We start from the raw sequence: 2,519 nt of genomic DNA, 5'->3' as shown, positions 1-2,519 counted from the left end.
GCAGATGCAGGTTGAGCCCATTCGGCGGAATCGGGCCGTCGAACCACTTTTTGTAGAGCACATCCGCTTGACCCGAGGTCTGCAGTCGCGAGACAGCGTCGTCGACTACCTGCTTGAAGTCCGGATCGTCCTTGCGGAACATGCACCCGTAGGCCTCTCTCGATTGCGCCTTGCCGACGATCACGTAGTCGTTTGCATCGGGCGACTTCGCCCGTTCGCCCGCGAGCATCGCATCGTCGAGCATGAAGGCGTCGGCGCGTCCCGTCGACAGCGAGAGGAACGATTCCGCCACGTCCTTCTGCGTCGTAATCGTCATGCCGAGGTTCTGCTCGGTGTTGAGCTTATGCAGGATCGGCTCCGAGGTCGAGCCGGCGTTGGTGACGACCGTGCGCCCCTTGAGGTCGGCGAAGTCCTTGATGCCCGAGTCTTTCTTCGTCAGCAGGCGCGTGCCGATCACGAAAATCGTATTGGAAAAGGCCACCTGCTTTTCCCGCTCTACATTGTTCGTCGTGGTAGTGCATTCGATATCGATCGTGCCGTTCTGCAACAACGGAATGCGGTTCTGCGGCGTGATCGCAATCGTGCGCACGGTGAGATTCGGCAGATTCAGTTTCTTCTTGATGCCGTCGACGATCGCCAACGCGACATCCTGCGAATAGCCGAGCGGCTTCTGCTGATCGTCGAAGTACGAGAACGGCACCACTGCCGGACGCACGCCTAGGACGACCGTCCCGCTCTCCTTGATTTTCTGTAGCGTGCTGGCGCTCTGCGCGTGGGCGGATCCGGCTGCTAGCAGCGAAGCCGCAAGCAGCAATCGAAGCGTTTTCTTTCCAATCGTCATGATGGTCTCTAGTGGTCTGGTTTGGTGCTGGATGGTTTTGAATAGTATTGACTGGTGTTGATTCACGATGCCGTGTTCGCCGCGAGCGGACCGCCAAGGTAGGCGTCGCGAATCCGCTCGTCGCCAAGCAACGACTGCGCGTCGCCGGACAGCACCACACGACCCGTCTGCAGCACGTAACCGCGATGCGCGATCTGCAGCGCGAGGCTCGCGTTCTGCTCCACCATGAAGAAAGTCACCCCTTGCGCGTTGACGGTGCGGATCAGCTCCAGCACCCGGTCGACGTAAAGCGGCGACAAGCCCATCGTCGGCTCGTCCATGCAGACGAGCGATGGCCGGCTCATCAATGCACGCGCCATCGCCAGCATCTGCTGCTCGCCGCCGGACAGCGTACCCGCGCGCTGTGACAGACGCTCCTTCACACGCGGAAACAGTTCGAGCATACGCTCGTAATCTTCGTCGATCGCCTTGCGGTCGCGGCGTGTAAACGCGCCCATCAAAAGGTTCTCGCGCACGGTCATGTCGCCAAACAGGCGCCGCGCCTCCGGCACCGAAGCGATACCACGCCGCACGATCTGCGCGGTCGACAGTCCGTCGAGCGGCTGCGATTCGAATCGTACCGTACCGGCGCGCGGTTTGTGCAAACCGAGGATCACCTTCATCGCGGTCGATTTGCCGCTCGCGTTGCCGCCCAGCAGACAGACGATCTCGTGCCGCGGCACCTCCAGCGTCACACCGAAGTGCACCTGGCTCTGTCCGTAGAACGTATCGATCCCGTCAAGCTTCAGTAAGGGTTCTGCCATGGTGCGGTTTACACGGTTCGCGTGGTTCGAATGGTTTGGATGATTCGCACGCTTCGGTCTGCAAGACGTTCGCTCGACATTCACGCCACCGCCGCACGCTGCGAAGAAGCATCGTGGCCGACCTGCCGGTGCCCGAGATACGCCTCGATCACCGCTGGATCATTGCGCACCGCATCCGGCGCGCCCGAGGCAATCTTGCGGCCGTCGTCCAGCACGATCACACGGTCAGACAGCGTCATCACGAGTTCGAGCTTATGTTCGATCAGCAGGATCGTCGTGCCCTCGCCTTTCAGTTCCAGCAATAGCGCCAGCATTTCCGCGGTCTCGGACTCGTTCATGCCGGCGGTCGGTTCGTCGAGCAGCAGGATGCGAGGTTGCAGCATCAACGCGCGGGCAATCTCCACTCGCCGCCGGTTTGCATACGACAGGCTGTGCGCCGGCGAATCGATACGTGGCATCAGGCGGCTGCCGAAACGCGCGAGGATGGCGCGTGCTTCGGCATCGAGCCGCTGCTGTTCGCGACGCACGCTCGGCAGCGCAAACAGCGCTCGCAACAGTTCCGCCACCGCCCCCACGCCCGGCAACCCGCGACGCGCCAACTCGAGCCGCGCGTGCGCGCCGATCAGCACGTTGTCGAGCACGCTCAGGTTGCCGAATACGCGGCCGTGCTGGAACGTGCGGGCGACGCCGCGAGCCGCGAAGCGCTCCGGCGCGAAGCCGGTCACATCTTCGCCGTCGAACCGGATCACGCCTTCGTCGGGAACATCCGCGCCGCTCAGCAGATTGAAGAGCGTCGATTTGCCGGCGCCATTCGGACCGATCACGCTGACGCATTCGCCACGCGCAACCGAAAAACTCACATCCGCCACGGCCGT

General features: G+C 62.4%; 3 protein-coding genes. All 3 read right to left on the bottom strand.

Going from position 1 to position 2,519, the window contains the following annotated elements:
• A partial coding sequence (locus M0954_RS18720; RefSeq protein WP_297354827.1) for a glutamate/aspartate ABC transporter substrate-binding protein occupies window positions 1-841 on the bottom strand: 841 nt, incomplete at its 3' end.
• Between the two features lie 62 nt (window positions 842-903).
• Complete coding sequence (locus M0954_RS18715; protein WP_122151858.1) at window positions 904-1,644, bottom strand: ABC transporter ATP-binding protein; 741 nt, start codon at window positions 1,642-1,644, stop codon at window positions 904-906.
• An 80-nt stretch (window positions 1,645-1,724) separates the two neighbouring features.
• Window positions 1,725-2,519, bottom strand: a 795-nt coding sequence (locus M0954_RS18710) for an ABC transporter ATP-binding protein (protein ID WP_297354825.1), incomplete at its 5' end; no start/stop codon positions are given.

The sequence above is a fragment of the Paraburkholderia sp. genome (genome assembly GCF_026225065.1).
Taxonomy (GTDB): domain Bacteria; phylum Pseudomonadota; class Gammaproteobacteria; order Burkholderiales; family Burkholderiaceae; genus Paraburkholderia.
This window is presented reverse-complemented; position numbering and strand designations above follow the sequence as displayed.